This window comes from Variovorax sp. PvP013, from assembly GCF_050435945.1.
Taxonomy (GTDB): domain Bacteria; phylum Pseudomonadota; class Gammaproteobacteria; order Burkholderiales; family Burkholderiaceae_C; genus Variovorax.
On the sequence record NZ_JBNDLF010000007.1, the window covers coordinates 66663 to 84770 of the forward strand.

The 18108-nt window shown below is 72.6% G+C and carries 18 protein-coding genes; 8 read left to right on the forward strand and 10 right to left on the reverse strand.

What is annotated here, in order from left to right:
• Positions 1-28 precede the first annotated feature (28 nt).
• The 6 genes from kdpC to ABID77_RS17395 all read right to left on the reverse strand — a co-directional run bounded on the left by kdpC (position 29) and on the right by ABID77_RS17395 (position 6889).
• A complete protein-coding gene (gene kdpC, locus ABID77_RS17370) occupies positions 29-601 on the reverse strand; it encodes a potassium-transporting ATPase subunit KdpC (RefSeq protein ID WP_429598433.1) in 573 nt (190 codons plus the stop codon).
• Between the two features lie 28 nt (positions 602-629).
• Positions 630-2729, reverse strand: a complete 2100-nt coding sequence (gene kdpB / locus ABID77_RS17375) for a potassium-transporting ATPase subunit KdpB (RefSeq protein WP_429598435.1) — start codon at positions 2727-2729, stop codon at positions 630-632.
• 10 nt (positions 2730-2739) lie between these two features.
• A complete protein-coding gene (kdpA, locus tag ABID77_RS17380; RefSeq protein WP_429598437.1) occupies positions 2740-4458 on the reverse strand; it encodes a potassium-transporting ATPase subunit KdpA in 1719 nt (572 codons plus the stop codon).
• Position 4459: 1 nt separating this feature from the next.
• Positions 4460-4558: a K(+)-transporting ATPase subunit F gene (kdpF, locus tag ABID77_RS17385; RefSeq protein ID WP_429598439.1), complete on the reverse strand. Its 99-nt coding sequence runs from the start codon at positions 4556-4558 to the stop codon at positions 4460-4462.
• A gap of 242 nt (positions 4559-4800) precedes the next feature.
• The gene (locus tag ABID77_RS17390) at positions 4801-5937 is read right to left on the reverse strand and encodes a mandelate racemase/muconate lactonizing enzyme family protein (RefSeq protein ID WP_429598441.1); all 1137 of its coding nucleotides are present in this window, start codon (positions 5935-5937) and stop codon (positions 4801-4803) included.
• A 16-nt stretch (positions 5938-5953) separates the two neighbouring features.
• Positions 5954-6889 carry an SMP-30/gluconolactonase/LRE family protein gene (locus tag ABID77_RS17395; protein WP_429598443.1) on the reverse strand — a complete coding sequence of 312 codons (936 nt, stop codon included), beginning with the start codon at positions 6887-6889 and terminating at the stop codon, positions 5954-5956.
• Between the two features lie 214 nt (positions 6890-7103).
• Between ABID77_RS17395 and ABID77_RS17400 the strand changes: the two genes are divergently transcribed.
• From ABID77_RS17400 to ABID77_RS17430, 7 genes are read left to right on the forward strand one after another with little or no spacing between them, the layout of a single operon-like run.
• Positions 7104-7928: an SDR family NAD(P)-dependent oxidoreductase gene (locus ABID77_RS17400; protein WP_429598445.1), complete on the forward strand. Its 825-nt coding sequence runs from the start codon at positions 7104-7106 to the stop codon at positions 7926-7928.
• Between the two features lie 34 nt (positions 7929-7962).
• Positions 7963-8799, forward strand: coding sequence for an ABC transporter permease (locus ABID77_RS17405; RefSeq protein ID WP_429598447.1), 837 nt, complete (start codon positions 7963-7965; stop codon positions 8797-8799).
• Positions 8796-9614 (forward strand): ABC transporter permease, encoded by an 819-nt coding sequence (locus ABID77_RS17410; protein ID WP_429598449.1) that lies wholly within the window; start codon positions 8796-8798, stop codon positions 9612-9614. The genes ABID77_RS17405 and ABID77_RS17410 overlap by 4 nt, the downstream gene beginning before the upstream one ends.
• 22 nt (positions 9615-9636) lie before the next feature.
• Positions 9637-10482 carry an ABC transporter ATP-binding protein gene (locus tag ABID77_RS17415; protein WP_429598624.1) on the forward strand — a complete coding sequence of 282 codons (846 nt, stop codon included), beginning with the start codon at positions 9637-9639 and terminating at the stop codon, positions 10480-10482.
• A gap of 54 nt (positions 10483-10536) precedes the next feature.
• Complete coding sequence (locus tag ABID77_RS17420) at positions 10537-11772, forward strand: ABC transporter substrate-binding protein (RefSeq protein ID WP_429598451.1); 1236 nt, start codon at positions 10537-10539, stop codon at positions 11770-11772.
• 36 nt (positions 11773-11808) lie between these two features.
• Positions 11809-12732, forward strand: coding sequence for an NAD(P)-dependent oxidoreductase (locus ABID77_RS17425; RefSeq protein ID WP_429598453.1), 924 nt, complete (start codon positions 11809-11811; stop codon positions 12730-12732).
• A 15-nt stretch (positions 12733-12747) separates the two neighbouring features.
• Positions 12748-13044, forward strand: coding sequence for a DUF1330 domain-containing protein (locus tag ABID77_RS17430; RefSeq protein WP_429598455.1), 297 nt, complete (start codon positions 12748-12750; stop codon positions 13042-13044).
• A 21-nt stretch (positions 13045-13065) separates the two neighbouring features.
• On the opposite strand, the gene ABID77_RS17435 is transcribed toward ABID77_RS17430, so the two are convergent.
• The 3 genes from ABID77_RS17435 to ABID77_RS17445 form a co-directional block, all read right to left on the reverse strand.
• A complete protein-coding gene (locus ABID77_RS17435; RefSeq protein WP_429598457.1) occupies positions 13066-13959 on the reverse strand; it encodes a LysR family transcriptional regulator in 894 nt (297 codons plus the stop codon).
• Between the two features lie 38 nt (positions 13960-13997).
• On the reverse strand, positions 13998-15857 hold the full coding sequence (locus tag ABID77_RS17440; RefSeq protein WP_429598459.1) for a hypothetical protein: 1860 nt from the start codon (positions 15855-15857) through the stop codon (positions 13998-14000).
• Positions 15858-15936: 79 nt separating this feature from the next.
• A complete protein-coding gene (locus tag ABID77_RS17445) occupies positions 15937-16266 on the reverse strand; it encodes an EthD family reductase (RefSeq protein ID WP_429598461.1) in 330 nt (109 codons plus the stop codon).
• 233 nt (positions 16267-16499) lie between these two features.
• Between ABID77_RS17445 and ABID77_RS17450 the strand changes: the two genes are divergently transcribed.
• A complete protein-coding gene (locus ABID77_RS17450) occupies positions 16500-17396 on the forward strand; it encodes a hypothetical protein (RefSeq protein ID WP_429598463.1) in 897 nt (298 codons plus the stop codon).
• A 33-nt stretch (positions 17397-17429) separates the two neighbouring features.
• On the opposite strand, the gene ABID77_RS17455 is transcribed toward ABID77_RS17450, so the two are convergent.
• Positions 17430-17966: a pyridoxamine 5'-phosphate oxidase family protein gene (locus ABID77_RS17455; protein WP_429598465.1), complete on the reverse strand. Its 537-nt coding sequence runs from the start codon at positions 17964-17966 to the stop codon at positions 17430-17432.
• Positions 17967-18108 lie beyond the last annotated feature (142 nt).

The window sequence follows — 18108 nt, forward strand, 5'->3', positions numbered from 1 at the left end:
GCGGACATCGCGGGGTCTCCTGGGCGCCTCAGCGCAGGCGCTCCAGCGCCAGATTCAGCGCCAGCACGTTGACGCGCGGCTCGCCGAGCACGCCCCACAGGCGGCCCTCGACATTCTGCTCGACCAGGGAGCGCACCCGCTCGGCCGGGAGTCCCCGCGCGCGCGCCACGCGGGACACCTGGTGGAGCGCCGCGGCCGGGCTCACGTGCGGATCCAGCCCGCTCGCCGAGGTGGTGACCAGGTCGACCGGCACCGCCGCCGTGCGGTCCGGGTCGGCGGCGCGCAGCGCCTCGACGCGCTTCTTCACCGCCTCGGTCAGGGCCGGGTTCAGCGGGCCCTGGTTGGCGCCGCCGGAGGCCGAGGCGTCGTAGGCCGTGGGCGCGGTGGCCGAGGGCCGGCCCCAGAAGTGCCCCGGGTCGGTGAAGTTCTGGCCGATCAGCGACGAGCCGACGACCTGGCCGTCGCGCTCGACCAGGCTGCCCGCGGCCTGCGCCGGAAACAGCGACCGGGCGGTGGCGGTGACGACGAACGGATAGACGATGCCGGTGAGTGCGGTCAGCACGACGAAGACCACCAGGGCCGGACGCAGCAATGTGTTCATGGAAGTGTTCTTTCGCGAAGACGAGGTCCTAGACGAGGCCGACGGCGGCCAGCAGCCAGTCGATGGCCTTGATGCCGGCGAAGGGCACGATCAGGCCGCCGAGCCCGTAGAGGGCGAGGTTGCGGCGCAGCAGCGCGGCCGCGCCGACGGGCCGGTAGCGCACGCCCCGCAGCGCCAGCGGGATCAGGCACACGATCACCAGCGCGTTGAAGATCACGGCCGACAGGATGGCCGACGACGGGCTGGTCAGCCGCATGGCGTCGAGCGCGCCGAGCTGCGGATAGGTCGAGACGAAGATCGCCGGCACGATCGCGAAGTACTTCGCCACGTCGTTGGCGATGGAGAACGTGGTGAGCGATCCACGGGTCATCAGCAGCGCCTTGCCGGTCTCCACGATCTCCAGCAGCTTGGTCGGGTCGGAGTCGAGGTCGACCATGTTGCCGGCCTCCTTCGCCGCCTGCGTGCCGCTGCCCATGGCGACGGCCACGTCGGCCTGCGCCAGCGCCGGCGCGTCGTTGGTGCCGTCGCCCGTCATCGCCACCAGCCGGCCGTCGGCCTGGTACCGGCGGATGAGCGCGAGCTTGTCCTCGGGGGTGGCCTCGGCGAGGAAGTCGTCGACGCCGGCCTCGGCCGCGATGGCCGCCGCCGTGAGCCGGTTGTCGCCGGTGATCATGACCGTCCGGATGCCCATCGCGCGCAGCTCGGCGAAGCGCTCCCGGATGCCGGTCTTGACCACGTCCTTGAGCTCCACGATGCCCAGCACCCGGTTTCCCTCGGAGACCGCCAGCGGCGTGCTGCCGCGGCGCGCGACCTCCCCGGCCGCCTGCAGGAGTTCCGGCGCCATCGCGCCGCGCAGGGCCTCCACGTGCCGACGCACCGCCTCGACGGCGCCCTTGCGCATCACGATCGCCTCGCCGTCCCCGCCGTGCGCCGCCGCCGGCAGGTCGGCCCCGCTCATGCGGGTCTGCGCGGTGAAGGGCACGTGGCGCGCGCCCTCGACGTCGGCATCGGACACGCCCTGGCGCCTGGCCAGCGCGACGATGCTGCGACCCTCGGGCGTCTCGTCGGCCAGCGAGGCCAGCACGGCGGCGCGCGCCAGCCGCTCGGCCGCGACGCCGGGACCCGGCAGGAAGGCGCTGGCCTGGCGGTTGCCGTGCGTGATGGTGCCGGTCTTGTCCAGCAGCAGCACGTCGACGTCGCCCGCCGCCTCGACCGCGCGGCCGGAGGTCGCGATCACGTTGGCCCGCATCATGCGGCTCATGCCCGCCACGCCGACGGCCGACAGCAGCCCGCCGATGGTGGTCGGTATCAGGCACACCAGCAGCGCCACCAGCGCGGTCAGCGACACCACGGTGCCGGAACCGGCCGCGCCGGTGCTGAAGATCGAGTACGGCAGCAGCGTGACGGTCACGACCAGGAAGACCAGGGTCAGCGCGACCAGCAGGATCGTGAGCGCCACCTCGTTGGGCGTCTTCTGCCGCTTGGCGGCCTCGACCATGCCGATCATGCGGTCGAGGAACGACTCGCCCGGGTCGACGCTCGCGCGCACCACCAGCCAGTCGGACAGCACGCGCGTGCCGCCGGTCACGGCGGAGAAGTCGCCGCCCGACTCGCGCACCACCGGCGCCGACTCGCCCGTGATGGCGCTCTCGTCGACCGACGCCACGCCCTCGATCACCTCGCCGTCGAGCGGGACGACGTCGCCCGCCTCGACCAGCACGACGTCGCCCTTGCGCAGGCGCTGCGCCTGCTCCGGCAGGAACGCGGCGCCGTACCGGGGCTGCGCGAGCTTCTTGGCCCAGGTGTCCCTGCGCAGGCCGCGCAGCGAGGCCGCCTGGGCCTTGCTGCGGCCCTCGGCGAGCGCCTCGGCGAAGTTGGCGAAGAGCACGGTGAACCAGAGCCAGACGGCGATGGCCAGCGCGAACCGGGGCGGCATGCCGGTGTCGTCCGGAAAGCCCAGGGCGTGCAGCCACAGCAGCGTGGTCAGGATGCTGCCGACGAACACGACGAACATCACCGGATTGCGCCACTGCGCGCGCGGATCCAGCTTGGCGACGGCGCTGCGCAGCGCCGGCCTGACCAGCGCCATGTCGAGCAGCGAGGGGGAGGTCCCGAGGGGGGTCGTCATCTCGATCTCCTCACGTCGTCCACAGCATCAGGTGCTCGACGACCGGCCCGAGCGCCAGCGCCGGCACGTAGTTCAGCAGCCCCACCAGCAGCACGGTCCCGACCAGGAGCGAGACGAACAGCGGGCCGTGCGTGGGCAGCGTGCCGGCGGTGGCCGGCAGCCGCTTCTTGGCCGCCAGGGCGCCGGCGATCGCCAGCACCGGCACGATCATCCCGAAGCGCCCGACCCACATCGCGATGCCCAGCAGCGCGTTGTAGAAGGGGGTGTTGGCCGACAGGCCCGCGAAGGCGCTGCCGTTGTTGTTGCCGGCCGAGGTCAGCGCGTACAGGATCTCCGAGAAGCCGTGCGCGCCCGGGTTGGCGACGCCCGCCCGACCCGCCCCGGCGCCGACCGCGACGGCGGTGCCCGCCAGCACCACCAGCGGCGTGATCAGGATGGCGATCGAGGTCAGCTTCATCTCCCGCACCTCGATCTTCTTGCCCAGGTATTCGGGCGTGCGGCCGATCATCAGCCCGGCGATGAAGACGGCGAGGATCGCGAAGATCAGCATGCCGTACAGGCCGCTGCCGACGCCGCCGAACACCACCTCGCCCAGCTGCATGAGCACCAGCGGGACCAGCCCGCCCAGCGGGGTGAAGGCGTCGTGCATGGCGTTGACGGCGCCGCACGAGGCCGCCGTGGTCACGGCCGCGAAAAGCGCCGAGGCGGCGATGCCGAAGCGCGTCTCCTTGCCTTCCATGTTGCCTCCGGCCTGCAGGGCGGAGGCCGCCGTGTCGACGCCGAGGGGCCGCAGGAGCGGATTGCCGGCCTGCTCCGCCGGCACGATCACCATCACGGCGGCGACGAACAGCACCGTCATGGCCGCCAGCAGGGCCCGGCCCTGGCGGACCTCGCCGACCACGTGGCCGAAGGCGAAGCACAGCGCCGCCGGGATCAGCAGCATGGCGATCATCTGCACCAGGTTCGTCAGCGCCGTCGGGTTCTCGTAGGGGTGCGCCGAGTTGGCGTTGAAGAAGCCGCCGCCGTTGGTGCCGAGCATCTTGATGGCCTCCTGCGAGGCCACCGGCCCCATCGCGATCGTCTGGGTCGTCGTCTCCAGGGTCGCCACCGTCCGGGGCGCGTCGAGGTTCTGCACCACCCCCTGGCTGGCGAAGAACAGGGCCACCACCAGCGCCAGCGGCAGCAGCAGCCAGACCGTGATGCGCGTGAGGTCGACCCAGAAGTTGCCCACCACGCCCCCGCCGCCGGTGCCGCGCGCGGCGAACCCGCGCGCCAGGGCGAACGCCACGGCGATGCCGGTGGCCGCCGACAGGAAGTTCTGCACCGTCAGCCCCAGCATCTGCGTGAGGTGGCTCATGGTGGATTCACCGGCATAGCCCTGCCAGTTGGTGTTGGCGACGAAGGACACGGCGGTGTCGAACGCCGAGTCCGGCGCGACCGCGGCCTGGCCGGCGGGGTTGAACGGCAGCAGCGCCTGCGCGCGCTGGAGGCCGTAGACGGCCATCGTGCCGATGCCGTTGAAGGCGATCAGGGCGATCGCGTAGGCGCGCCAGTGCATCGACGCCCCGGCCGAGGTGCCGGCCAGCCGGTAGAGGGGCCCCTCGGCGGCGCGCATCCAGCGCGGGTGGCGCCCCTCGCACAGCGCCGCGACGAAGCGCCCCAGGGGCCGGCCCAGCGCCAGGAGCGCGAGCAGGAGGATCGCCAGCAGGATCCAGGTCGATTCGTCCATCTCAGAACGCCTCGGCGCGGATCAGCGCGAACACGAGGTAGGCGAAGAGCGCGACGGCGACGATGCCGCCGACGCCGTACAGGACGTCCGGGCCGATCATGAGCGATCCCCGCGCGACGGCGCGGACGCGTCGAGCCCGTCCAGGCCGACGACCAGGCCGGCCGCCAGCAACCACAACGCGGCGATCGCCGCCATCCAGACCATGTCCATCGCGCACTCCGTTCGGAAAGTGCACGGAGTCTCCGGCGGAGCGCGTAAAAACGTTGAATGGAATGCCGGCGGCGGCGTAAAAATTCCGTCAACGGCCCGGCTCGGCGGGCGTCCCGCGGACGCGGCGCGCGATCAGGCGCGGCCGGTCCAGGTGCGGTAGGCCGCGAGCGCCGCCATGTCGGGCTCGGCGCCCAGGCCCGGGCCGCGCGGCACCGGCACGCGGCCCTCGGTCACGGGCAGCAGGTCGCCCACCACGGCCTCGCGCCCGACGTTCGGATGGCAGTCGAATTCCAGCAGGCCCTCGCCGCCGGCCGCCGCGAGCACGTGCAGCGAGGCCAGCAACGACACGCCGCCGCCGAAGTAGTGCGGGCAGTAGCGCTTGCCGGCCGCCACGGCGCGCCGCGCCACCTCCCAGTTGCCGGTGACGCCGCCCCACTTGGTCACGTCGGGCTGCAGCACCTGCAGCACCGGCGCGTCGATGGCGGCGTCGAACTGGCGGTCGTGGAAGTTCTCGCCGCCGGCCAGCGGCGTGGTCGACGCGCGGGCCAGCGCCTCCCAGTCGGCCGCCGGGGCGTCCACCCGCAGCGGTTCCTCGAACCAGCTCAGCCGCAGCGGCTCGACGGCGCGGCAGAAGGCCCGCGCGCCCGCCAGGTCGTGCGACTGGTTGGCGTCGCAGGTGAGCACGGCGTCGGCGCCGAGCACCTCGCGCATGGCCGCGAGGTTGCGCACGTCGAGGTCGTGGCCGAAGCCGGTCTTGAGCTTGAAGGCGCGATGCCCCTCGGCCTGCCGCGCGGCGGCGAAGCGCTCCGGCTCGTCCGGGTTGATGCCGGTCGCGTACACCGGCACGGTGGCGGGGTCGCGCGCCGACAGCAGGCGGTGCAGCGGCCGGCCGGCCCGGCGCGCGGCCAGGTCCCACATGGCGATGTCCAGGCCGGCGACGACCTGGGCGATCGGCCCCACTTCGAGCGTCTGCAGCACCAGCACCTCCAGCGATGCGGTGAGCCGGCGGAAGAAGTCGGCCGGACCGTCGAAGGTCTGCCCGACCAGGCGTTCGCCGATGTCGACGGCCAGCCGCGCGCGATGCTCGGCGCCGACGGCCGGCCAGTTGGCCCAGACCTCGCCCCAGCCGTGGTGGCCGCGGTCGTCGGTGACGCGCACCAGCACGAAGGGCCGGTCGCGGAAGGTGCCGAAGGCGACCTTGATGGGCGTCTTCACGGGCACGCGGAAGCAGAAGGCCTCGATCGAGGCGATGCGGATGGGTTCGGTCATGGCGGCGGTTCGCGGTTCAGGCGTGGTGGGGGACGGTGGCGGTCGGGACGGCGACGCGGTCGAGCGCGAAGCGGGGCTCCGGCACGCCCGCGACGCCGACGTCGAGCGCCAGCAGCGCGCCGGCCAGCGGCTGGGCGGCGAGCTCCTCGGGCGTCATCTTCTGGCTCGTGGTGGTGACGTAGAGCGTCGCCAGGCCCGGGCCGCCGAAGGCGCAGCAGGTCGGACGGCGCACCGGCATGCCGATCACGCGGTCGATCCGGCCGTCCGGGGCGTAGCGCACCAGCCGGGCGGCGTCGAACTCCGCGTTCCAGAGGAAGCCTTCGGCATCGACCGCCGAGCCGTCCGGGAAACCCGGCGGCCGGGTGGCCGCGAGCAGCCGCTCCGGGCCCATCTCGCCGGTCTCCGGCGCGTAGTCGTGGGCGTAGAGCGCGTAGTGCAGCGAATCGGCGAAGTACATCGTGCGGCCGTCCGGGCTGAACGCGAGGCTGTTGGGGATGCAGATGCCGGTGCGCACCGGCACCAGCTCGCCCCGGCCTTCGAGGCGGTAGAGCACGCCCTCCGGCGCGCGCGTCAGGTTGTTCATGCTGCCGACCCAGAAGCGCCCCTGCCGGTCGCAGCGCCCGTCGTTGAAGCGGTGCCCCGGCACGATCCGCGGCGGCCGGGCGAAGGCCTCCAGGCTGCCGCTCGCGGGATCGAACAGCGCGATGAAGCGCGGCAGCGCGACCAGCAGGCGGCCCTCGTCGGTCAGCGCGATGCTGCCCACCAGGTCGGGCATCTCCCAGGTGTCGACACGGCCGTCCTGCGGGCGCAGGCGTCGGATGGCCGGACGGCGGATGTCGACCCAGTAGAGGCAGTCGTCGCGGTCGTCCCAGATCGGGCTCTCGCCCAGGATGTCGACCTGCGTGCCGATGCGTCGCCAGGGCACGGCCTCGGGGGTTTCGTCGTTGTGCATGCGGCGAATCCTAGGAGCGCCCCCGCCGTGGCGCCATCTGCTTTGCGGCAATCGAGGGTTCGAATCAGGACAAGCCCCGGCCCCTCGTCTAGGGGCTAACCCCGGGGTTCGCTTTGTGCGTAGAGGGCGTTGCCCAAAGTCCAATTCCGGCCGCGCGACGCCGTCCCTAGCATGCCGCCATCGACATCGGAGACAACCGACAGAAAGCGCGTCCATGCACATCGCCACGCCCATCCCCGGCGCCGCCAGCGCCGGCGACCACCTCTTCGACGGCCTCGCGCCGGCATCGCTCTTCTCGCTCGAAGGCCGGGTCGCGCTGATCACCGGCGGCGCCGGCGGCATCGCGCTGGGCCTGGCCAGCGGCTTCGCCGCCGCCGGCGCCCGGCTGGTGCTGGCCGACGCCGACGAGGCCGTGCACGAGAGGGTGCGCGAGTTCCGCGAAGCCGGCTGCGACGCGCACGGCCTGGTGTTCGACGTCACCGACCCCGAGGCGGTGGCCGAGGCGGTCGCCGAGGCGGCGGCCCTGCACGAGCGCCTGGACATCGTGGTCAACAACGCCGGCGTCATCGTGCGCACGCACTTCCTCGACCTGAGCCCGCAGGAATGGCAGAAGGTGATCGACACCGACCTGACCGCCTGCTTCCTGGTCGCGCAGCAGGCCGCCCGACGGATGGTGACGCAGGGCTCCGGCCGCATCATCAACATGGGTTCGATCATGAATCACGTGGCGCGGCCGAACCTGGTGCCCTACGTGGCGGCGAAGGCCGGCGTCTCGGGCTTCACGCGCGCGCTGGCCGCCGACCTCGCGGGCACCGGCATCACGGTCAACGCGCTGGCGCCGGGCTACACGGTCACGCCGTTCAGCCAGGCCGGCAACGCCGACTTCAACGCCTTCGTCGCCGACTGGACGCCCGCGAAGCGCTGGGGCCGGCCGCAGGACATCTGCGGCGCCGCGCTGCTGCTGGCCTCCGACGCCGGCGCCTACATCAACGGCCACACGCTCTACATCGACGGCGGCTTCCTGGCGGTGACGCGCTGACGCGCCCGAGCGGAGCCTTCCCATGGAGACGACCTTGAAGTCACGAGACATGCCCGGCGGCGCCACGCCGCGCGCCGCCGCGGCGCCGGCCTCCGGCGTTCCGGGGCGGCCGGGCCGCCGGCGCTGGTTCGTCGTGCCGCGCGCCTTCGCGGTCTTCGCCCTGCTGTGGTGGGCGGCCGCGACGTGGAACGGCAATCCGCTGCAGCTGCCCTCCCCGACGGCCGTGGCCGCCGCCCTGGTCGAGCTGGCCGCCGACGGCGAGATCTTCGACCACGCGCTCATCAGCAGCACGCGGCTGCTGCTCGCGCTGGCGGTGTCGATGGCGCTGGCGATCCCGCTGGGTTTCTGGATGGGGCGCAGCCGCCGCGCGGAGGCCTTGATCGACCCGCTCGTGGAGATGCTGCGGCCGATCTCCGGCATCGCCTGGCTGCCGCTGGCGCTGTTCATCTTCGGCGTCGGCGACGTCCTGCCGGTCTTCATCATGGTCTACGTCGGCTTCTTCCCGATCCTGCTCAACACGGTCGCCGGCGTGCGGCAGGTCGATCCCAAGCTGATCGCGGCGGCCCGGACGATGGGCGTGGACCGGCGCGCCCTGCTCGCCAGGGTGCTGGTGCCCTCGGCGCTGCCGAGCGTGATCGTCGGCGTGCGGCTGGCCTTCGCCGCCTCCTGGGCGGCGATCGTGGCGGCCGAGCTGATCGGCGCGCCGAGCGGGCTGGGCTTCGCCATCGAGTGGTACCGCCAGCTGCTGATGACGCCCAAGGTCTTCGCCTTCATCCTGGCCATCGGCGTGGTGGGCTACCTGTGCGACCTGGGCCTGCGCCGGCTGCAGCGGGTGCTCACGCCCTGGTCCGACGGCACGGAGCTGCAATGACGACGTCCACCTCCACCCACCCCCTCGACCCGTCGGGCGCGTCGGGCCGCTGGCTCCGCGTGGCGCGCGCCGGCGCGCTGCCGGTCGCGCTGCTGGCGATCTGGCAGCTGTGGACGCTCGGCCTGCCGGCCACCAGTCCCGCGCCCGCGCCGCTGCGCGTGCTGGCCACCGGCGCGGAGCTGATCGCCAGCGGCGGCCTCCTCGGCGCGCTGGGGCAGAGCCTGCTGCGCGTGCTCTCCGGCTTCGCCATCGCGCTGGTCCTGGGCGTCGTCGTCGGGCTCCTGATGGGGTCGAACCGGCGGGTGCGGGAGAACCTCGATCCGATCGTCGAGAGCTTCCGCCCCATCGCGCCGATGGCCATCCTGCCGATCGCGATCCTGTGGTTCGGCACCGGCACGCCCTCGGCGCTGGCCATCGTCACCTACGCGGCGTTCTTCCCGATGCTGGTCAACACGGTGCACGGCGTCGGCCGGGTCGACCGCAAGCTGGTGCTCGCGGCGCGGACCATGGGCGTGCCCGGGCCGTCGATCCTGGCGCGGGTGATCCTGCCCGGCGCGCTGCCGAGCATCCTGCTGGGCGCGCGCCTGGCCATGGGCGTGGCCTGGACCGCCATCATCGCCGCCGAGCTGGCGGTGGGCGCCAAGTCCGGCGGCGGCGGCTCCGGCGGCATCGGCCAGATGATGTTCGTCTTCTATTCCTACAACATCGATCTCAACGCGATCGTGGTCTGCATGATCGTCGTCGGCCTCGTGGCCCTGGCGATCGACCGCGTCTTCCGCGCCCTCGAGCCGCGGCTCGTTCCCTGGAGGCAATGACATGAGCGATCCCGCGACCCCCCTGCGCAAGCTGCGCCTCGCCGGCGTGACCAAGAGCTTCGTCGCGCCGCGCACCCGGCAGGCCACGCTCGCCGTGGCGGACGTCACGCTGGACATCGAGGCCGGCGAATTCGTCTGCATCGTCGGCCCCTCGGGCTGCGGCAAGTCCACCGTGCTCAACATGATCGCGGGACTGGACCGCCCGACCGCCGGCGTGCTGGAGAAGGACGGCGCCCCGATCGCCGGACCGGGCGCCGACCGCGGCGTCATGTTCCAGGACTACGCGCTCATGCCGTGGCAGACGGTGCAGCAGAACGTCGGCTTCGGCCTGTTCCACGGCACGCCGGGCCACGGGCTGAGCACCGTCGAGCGCGAGGAGCGCGTGCGCCACTTCATCGACCTGGTGGGCCTGAAGGGGTCGGAGAGGAAGTACCCGCACCAGCTCTCCGGCGGCATGCGCCAGCGGGTCGCGCTCGCGCGCCTGCTGGCCAACGGCCCCGACGTGCTGCTGATGGACGAGCCGCTCGGCGCGCTGGACGCGCAGACCCGGCTGATCCTGCAGATCGAGCTGCTGCGCATCTGGGGCCAGACCCGGCCCCGCGCGGAACGCAGGACCGCCGTCTTCATCACGCACGACATCGAGGAGGCCGTCTTCCTGGCCGACCGCGTGGTGGTGATGAGCAGCCACCCGGGCCGCGTGCGCGCGGTCCTGGACGTGCCCCTGCCCCGGCCGCGCGACGAGACCTCGCGCGGCGACCCGGACTTCGGCCGGCTGGTCGAGCAGATCTGGTCGCTCATCCGCGACGAGGCCTACCGCGCGATCGGCGGCGCCGACGCGCAGCCGGCCACCGCCGCCGCGTCCCACTGAGCGCCGTCGCGCTCCGAACCCGTCACCGCCCCAGAGAACCCCAAGGAGACCTCCGTGAACGATCTTTCATTGCTCCCGAGCCGGCGTCGGCTGATCCTGGGCGCGTCGCTGGCGGGCGCCTCGCTCGCCATGCCCGCGTTCGTGCGCGCGCAGGGCTCGCGCCGCGCGCTGAAGGTGTCGATCGGGCGCATTCCCTGGGCCGCGGGCAACTCGCCCATGACCCAGTACATGATCAACAACAAGCTGCTGGAGAAGCGCGCCGCCGAGTACGGCTACGACCTCACGGTCGACTGGCGCGAGTACCCCACGGCGCTGCCGATGGTCGAGGCCATGGTCGGCAACAACCTCGACATCGGCATGTGGGGCAACACGCCGATCACGCGCGGACTCGCCAGCGGCCTGCCCATCAGCCTGCTGGTGGTGGGCGAGGGCCACCTGCGCTTCCTGGTCACCACGCGCCAGGGCTCGCCGATCCGCAACCTGCAGGACCTCAAGGGCAAGACGGTGGGCGTGTCGCTGGGCGGCGATCCGCAGAGCGCGCTGTTCCAGATGCTGCGCATCGAGCTGGGCGCCAACGACATCAAGGAGACCGGCATCCGCTTCGTCAACATGCCCACGCACGCGCAGGCGGCGTCGGTGCCCAACGGCGTGGACGCCACCTGCACCATCTACCCGGCCTACCTGGCGGCGCAGGCCGGCGGCACGGTGGCCATCGCCAACTCCTTCGGCTACACCGAGGACCACTACGACGGCCCGGCCGGCAAGGGCGCCGGGCACCTCCTGCCCAGCGTGAGGAAGTCGCCCTTCTACCCCGACGGCTACTACCTGCACCGCTCGTTCTGGATCGGGCGCAACGGCCTGATCGAGCAGCATCCGCAGGCCGTGGTCGCCTTCCTGGTGGCGCAGCAGGACGCCGTCGCCGCGCTCAGCGCGATGGACGCCGGCGCGGTCTCGCAGCTCGTCAGGGACTACTGGAAGCTCGACGCCGAGGCCGGCGCCAAGGTCGTCAAGGACGACGTGCTGTTCGCGCGCGGCTGGTCCTGGCCGACCGAGAACGACGCGCGCGCGGTGCTGGAGACCTCCAAGTTCATGGCCGAGAACAAGGTCATCCAGAAGCCCCTGCAGTGGGACCAGGTCAAGGCGTCGTTCGGCCGCACCGCGCCGCTGATCAGGCAGGCCTACGACAAGCTCGGCGGCAAGCCCGCCGCCGCCGAATTCACCCGCGCCGACACCGCCGACCTGCGCGGCCGCCCGGTGTGGGAGATCAACCAGTGGACCGAGCGCACCTGAACCGGCGCCCGTCCTTTTTTTCCTAGGAGCAAAGCAATGAAGGTCGGATTCATCGGTCTGGGCGTCATGGGCGCCCCCATGGCACGCAACATCCTCAAGGGCGGCCACGAACTCACGGTCCACGACACCAGCGCCACGGCCGTCGCCGCCCTGGTGGAGGCCGGCGCGAAGGCCGTCGCCACGCCGCGCGAGGTCGGCGCGGCCAGCGACATCGTCGTGACGATGCTGCCGGAGCCGCAGCACGTCGAGCAGGTCGTCCTGGGCAAGGACGGCGTGGCCGAGGGCCTGCGCCCGGGCGGCATCGTCGTCGAGATGAGCACCATCGATCCCAACACCTCGCGCCGCGTGGGCGACGCCCTGCGCGCGCGCGGCATGGACCTGGTCGACTCGCCCGTGGGCAAGACCAGCGAGCACGCCGTCACCGGCACGCTCACGCTGATGGTCGGCGGCCTGCCGGAGACGATCGACCGCGCGATGCCGGTGCTCAAGTGCATGGGCACCGACACCTACCTGTGCGGCGGCCCCGGCACCGGCCACGCCATGAAGATCACCAACAACCTCCTGGCCACGACCATCATGGTGGCCAACACCGAGGCGCTGGCCATCGGCATCAAGGCCGGCCTCACGCTGGAACTCATGCAGGAGGTGATGCGCACCACCATGGCCTGGAACCAGCAGTTCGCCGTCGCGATGCCGAAGAAGGCCTTCCTCGGCGACGACAGCCCCGGCTTCGCGGTGCGCCTGGCCTGCAAGGACGTCCGGCTGGCCTGCGAGCTCGCCGAGCAGCAGGGCTTCACCGCCGAGGTCGGCCGCGCGGCGCAGCGCACCATGGAACAGGCCATCGGCCGCAAGCTCGGCGACCGCGACACGGCGGTGCTGATGAAGATCCGCGAGGAGCAGCTCGGCATCGAGGTGCGCCAGCAGCCGCAGCAGCAGACGGCCGCGACGGCGAAGGCCTGAACCGGAGAAACGGGGATGGTCGCCTACGTCATCAACGACATGGTCGTCACCGACCCCGCGCTGCTGGAGGACTACAAGCAGCTGTCGCCCGCCACGGTGGCGCGCTACGGCGGCCGGTTCCTCGCGCGCGGCGGCCGGGTCGAGCCGATCGAGGGCGACTGGTCGCCCGCGCGGATCGTCATCATCGAGTTTCCGAGCGTCGAGCAGGCGCGGGCCTGGGTCGATTCGCCGGAGTACGAACCGGCCCGGCGGATGCGCCAGCGCGCGGCGGCGTCGCGCCTGATCGTGGTCGAGGGCACGGCGCAGCCCTGAGCGGGCCTCGCGCCCGCGGCGTCACGCCGCGCGGGCTTCCACGAGGTAGGCCAGCAGCTTGGCGATCGAGTGATTGGCGACGCGGTCGCTCTTCACGCAGATGAGCATGCGCCGCTCGGCCCACTCCTCGGTCAGCGGCCGCACCGCCAGGCCGAGGCCGCCGACCAGCACGTTGGCGGCCTGGTAGGGCAGCAGCCCGATGCCCAGGCCGGCCTGCACCATCCGGCAGACGGCCTCGAAGCCCCGGACCTCGACGCGCAGCTGCAGCGTGCGCTCGGCGATCACGGCCTGCTGGGCGAGCAGTCGCATCATCGACGAGCCGCTCTCCAGCGCGACGAGGTCCTCGTCGAGCACGTCGACGAAACGCATGTCCGGCGCGCGCGCCAGCGGATGGTCGGCCGGCATGACGACCCCGATGCGGTCGGTGGCGTAGGGGTGGGTCGTCAGGCCGTCGGTGGGGATGCCCTCGACGACGATGCCCACGTCGCCCTCGGCGGCCAGGAGCGCGCGGACGATCTCCCCGCTCCAGCGCTCCTCGATCACCAGGCGGACGTCCGGGTTCTGCCGACCGAAGCCGGCCAGGTCCTCCGGCAGCGATTCGGTCATGACGGAGGTGTTGGCGAGGATGCGCAACGCGCCCTTGTGGCCGAGCGCGTGGTCGCTCATCTCGGCCTGCATCTGGTTGATGCCGATCAGCAGGGCCTTGGCGTGCGGCAGCAGCGACGCGCCCGCCGGCGTCAGGTCGACGCCGCGCGAGGACCGCTCGAGCAGCGGCGTCCTGAAGCGATGCTCCAGCAGCGCCATGCGCCGGCTGGCCGCCGCCAGACCGATGTGGGACGCCTCCGCCGCCTTGGTGAGGCTGCGCAACTCGGCCGCCCGGACGAAGAGGGCCAGCGAATCGATGTCGGGAAGCACGTTGTCTCCTGAGGGGTTCGGCGACCGTGAAGCCTGGGTCAGGCGCCGTGGCGCGCGACGTACCGTGCGACGGCGTACGCCGGCAGCCGCCAGTGTCCGTCCTGCGGCGGCAACGGCCTCCAGGGGTTAGCGCTGAGTCCGTCGCGGCAGGACGTCCACGAACCCGCGTCGATCGCATGCGATTCGCCTTCGGGCAGGCCCCGCACGTCCAGCCGCAGCGGTGCGGCGCCGAGGTTGGCGACCAGCACGACGTCCTCGCCGCCGGCGCGGCGGAAGGCGAGCGCCGCCGTCGCGTCCGGTCGCGACAGCCGCACCGCGCGCACTCCCGCGAGGCCGGCGAGCTCGTGCAGCACCCATCCCGCCGGCGTCGGCGCGGCGTCGGCGCCCTCCCCCGCCGCGAACAGTCCGTCGCGCTCGCCCAGCCCCCGGACGCTCGCCGCCTGGACGCCGCACGACGCCAGGCCGCCCAGGTGGCCGACCAGCCAGGCGGCGCCGTAGAGCGCGCCGCTGCGCGGATCGTGCCGCGCCAGCGCGATGCGGCGCGTGCCGTCCGAATCCGGCTGGGCGCCCAGCGGGCTGCGCGGCGCCGCGATGCCGCTCGGCCCGACCCGCACGCCCGGTCCCGGCCAGCGGTCGCGCAGGGTCTCGACCAGCGACGGCAGGCACCGGAGGCCCTGCATCGGCGATGCGTCGTCGGCCCCGTGCACGATGGCGCTCACGGTGAAGCTCAGGAAGTCCACCGGCCCGAGGTCCTCCACCCGGTTGACCTGGGCGAAGAAATGCGGCGTGCCGCCGCCGACCGCGGCGCCGGGAAAGGCCCCGCGCAGCGCGGCGACGGTGAGGGCATCGCCCGGGAACGCGGCGACGGCGTCCGTGGGGATGCCGGCGGCGCGCAGGCGGCCGGCGAGCGCGGCGAAGTCGTCGAAGGCGGCGTCCCCCGGCGCGCCGGCCTCGCGCACGTCCAGCCGCAGCGGCCGGCCGCTGGCGGCCACGCAGCGCGCGAGCGCGTCGAGATCGACCACGTCGTGGACCGTGTCGAGCACCAGGTGCAGCGGGATCGGCGCCAGCGCCGCCACCCGCGCGCGCAGCCGCGGCACGTCGCGCAGGTCCTCGGGTCCCAGGCCGACGCCCACCACCGGCGCCCGGTCGAGCGCCGCGTCGAGGGCGATCGACGGCGCGGGTCGCCGCAGCGGCCGCGCGGGCACGCGATCGAGCGCGAACTCCGCCGCCTGGGTGACGGCGACGCCGGCGCGCAGGCGGTACGGCCGCGGCATCGCGTTGGAGCGGCCGTAGGTCTTGAAGGACGCGTCGGCGTTGTTGCGCTGGTCCTCGAATTCGAAGACGTCGCCCGACAGCCGGCAGGTCGCCCAGGCGCCGTCGGCGAACGCGTGCCGCACCGAGCGCACCAGTGTGAAGGGCGGCCAGGGCGGCACCCGGCGCGGCAGGCTCGACCGGCTGACGCGGCCGTCGTCGTGCCCGATCTCCACCGCGCCTCCCATGGCCGACATCGGGTGCATGACGACGATGCCGGTGCGCTGCGTGGCGATGTCGCCGCGCGGCACGGCGGTGCCCTCGTAGCGCACGCGCCCCGAGGCGTCGCCGACGATGCGGATGCGCAGGTCGATCACGGGCGTCGAGGGCACGTGGGCCCGGATGTCGACCGCGAAGCCGTCCTCCTCGCGGCGGCAATCGCAATCGTCCACCACCGGCTCGGGCGTGCCCCAGCCGGGATCGCGGTACAGCAGCGCGACGCCGTGCCAGACCTCGTGCCCGGCGGCCTCCACGGCCAGCAGCCGCGTGCCCTGCAGGCGCAGCGCCAGCGGGCCGGCGCGCAGGGGGATCACCGGCGGCTCGGTCTCCAGGGTGCCGAACAGCGCCCGGCGTGTCGAGCGGTCCATCAGGCCTCCGACGACCGGCCGGTGCGGGCGGGCGTGGGCGCCATCGGGCGGTGCGGGCCGTGCCTCGGCGCGACGCCGCTCAAGGCCAGAGGATGGGCGTCTCGACCGAGATGATCGGATCGATGTCGCCGGCGAAGTTGGGCAGGTCGGCCAGCAGCGTCTTGCCCTCGGGGCTGGCGAACGCGGCCACCAGCATCTCCTCGGAGTCGAACCAGAGTTCGGAGAAGCCGTCGTAGCCGAACTTGGGGAAGCGCGCCCGGTCGACCAGGTTGATCGAGTAGCGGCGCAGGCCCGGGAGCTGCTTGCACAGCGCGGCGTGCTTCTTCAGCCAGTGGTCGACGAATTCCTCGTGCGAGATGCCGTCCTTCTTGCGGAGGATGCCGAGTCGTTTGGTGAAGGTCTGGGTCATGCTGCGGATTCCTTGTCTCGATCCTGGAACGTCGCGCGTGCCCGGATGCACGCGGCGCGTCGCCTGCGATCGATGCTATCGGCGCCCGACCCGCCGGGGCTTCGAATTTGGTCAACCGTCGCTATGGAGGCCGGCAAGCGTGCCGGGCGCCGCGCACCGTCGCGCCCGGCAATGGGCATGATCGATGCCGTGGACCGATTCCACACGACATCCCCATTTCCGAAGGACCCATCGTGCCGACACCCCTGATGACACGCCGCGCCCTGCTGGGCGCCCTCGCGCTGCCGGTCGCGCTCGCCGGCTGCAGTTCGCCGCTGCCCCTGGTCGCGGCGCCGCCCGGCGACCCCGACGCGGCGCAGGTCCTGCGCGACAGCGCCGAGGCGCACGGCCTGCCGGCCTACCGCGAACTCACCGACATCAACATCGCCTACGAAGGCGAGTGGCGTCCGTTGATCGGCCGCATCCAGCCCGAGGTCACCGACACCGGTTTCAGGGGCCGCTCGCAGGAGCGGCTGATGCCCCGGCTCGGCGTGTCCGGGCAGGCCTACACCGGTCCCCGCGGTCGCAAGCAGGTCGCCTGGCGGCGTGGCAGCGGGTCCGACGAGGATCGCGGCGACGTCGCCGTCTGGTTCAACGGGGTCCGCAGCCCGGACCCGGCGGCGCAGCAGGCCGCGGCGCTGGTGGCCGAGGCCTACGGACTGTTCCTGCTCGGTCCGCTGTGGCTCGTGGATCGCGGCCTGCCCGCGAAGCGGGCGGGCACCGAGCGTGTGGACGGACGGCTGTGCGACGTGGTCGAGGTGTGGATGACGCCGGGCCTGGGACAGGTGCGTTCCGACCGCGTGGCGCTCTGCGTGGACCGCGCCGACCGCATCGCCCGGCGGCTGCGATTCACGCTCGAGGGCTTCGGCAACACCCGGGGCGCGGTGGCCGAAGTCGACACGTTCGAACACCAGCAGCGCTTCGGCGTGACGTGGCCGATGCGCTCGTTCGAGCGCGTGGTGCATCCGATCGCACTGCCAGCCCACGACTGGCGGATCACCGGCCTCGACGTGAACCGCGGCTACCCGGCGCAAGCGCTCGCGGGCCCGGAATTCATGGCGGGTGCGCAGGCTCCGGCGACGCCCTTGTGATCGACGCCGCCCGGCCGCCCCCGACCGGACCGGTCAGGGCTTGAGCCGGCCTTCGATCGAATCGTCCAGCGTCTTGCCGATGGCCGCGCCGATGACCATCTTGGTGGCCGCGACGAGGCCGCCGTGCTTGTTGTCCCAGTAGTAGCCGCCGGTCGGCGCCACCTTGATCACCGTGATGCGGGGGTCGTCCTTGCCCTCGGTGAACCACGTCTTCATGATCGGACTCCACAGCTCGTCGATACGCGCCGGGTCGCGACCGATGGTGGCGTGGCCCTCCAAGGTCAGGAAGCCGGCGTGCTTGCCGCCCTGGAAGAAGAGCCTCACCTTGGGATCGGCCTCGATCTCGCGATTCTTGTGGCTGTCCGAGGCGCTCAGGAACCAGAGGTTGCCCGCGTCGTCGGCCTTCTCGACGCTCATGGGCCTGATGCCCTGCGTCTCGCCCGTCGTGGCGCTGGTGCAGAAGAAGCACGATTGCGCGTCCTCGCTCATGTCCTGGATCCGTCGGGCGGCTTCGGTCCCCGAGAGGTCGGCATGGGTGTCTTCGGGCTGGTTTCGATGGATGGAATCCATTTTTGCTTCCTTCGATGGAGAGCGTCGCATTAGGCGCAATCGCCACGGCCTCGGATGTAGGAAAACGGATGGCGTCGTCGCGTCTTCCGCGACACGGTCCATGACAGCGCCTGTCGGCCCGGCGGCGCGCCGCGTCGCGCCC